Origin of the sequence: Aeromonas sp. PrichA-15, assembly GCF_017939245.1 — a bacterium.
GTDB classification, from domain to species: domain Bacteria; phylum Pseudomonadota; class Gammaproteobacteria; order Enterobacterales; family Aeromonadaceae; genus Aeromonas; species Aeromonas caviae.
In genome coordinates this window covers 1-347 of sequence record NZ_JAGKRH010000396.1, presented here as the reverse complement: position 1 = coordinate 347, position 347 = coordinate 1, and the positions used below count along the sequence as shown (strand labels likewise).

1 protein-coding gene is annotated in these 347 nt (G+C 63.7%); it reads right to left on the bottom strand.

Annotated features, from left to right (window positions below; translation table 11 throughout):
- Positions 1-329, bottom strand: a 329-nt coding sequence (locus J9889_RS23915; protein WP_246878191.1) for a phage portal protein, incomplete at its 3' end; no start/stop codon positions are given.
- Positions 330-347: the final 18 nt, after the last annotated feature.

Genomic DNA, 347 nt, shown 5'->3' with positions numbered 1-347 from the left:
GGAGGCAGCTTGAGCGGGTCTTTGCTGCGCAGGGTTTCGGCCAGCAACCAATCCCGATAAACAGGGCGCGACCAGTTGGCCACAAACTCATCCTGCAGCACGGCAAAGCCTTCCCACCCCTCAACCAGCTCCTGGCGCTGGGCGGAATAGGTGCCGTCATAGTCGCGGGCCACGCTCGAATACTGGCTGCGGGTGCCAGCACAGGATGAGCGCAGCTGACCCGATCGCCAGACGTTCAGAGCGGTGTTTGGCCGGTTGGACTGGATAACCCCGACATCCTCGCCGGGGCGCAGGTCGTCAAAGGTCATGCCCGGCGTGATGTCGATCATTCGCTGCGCTTGCGCGGG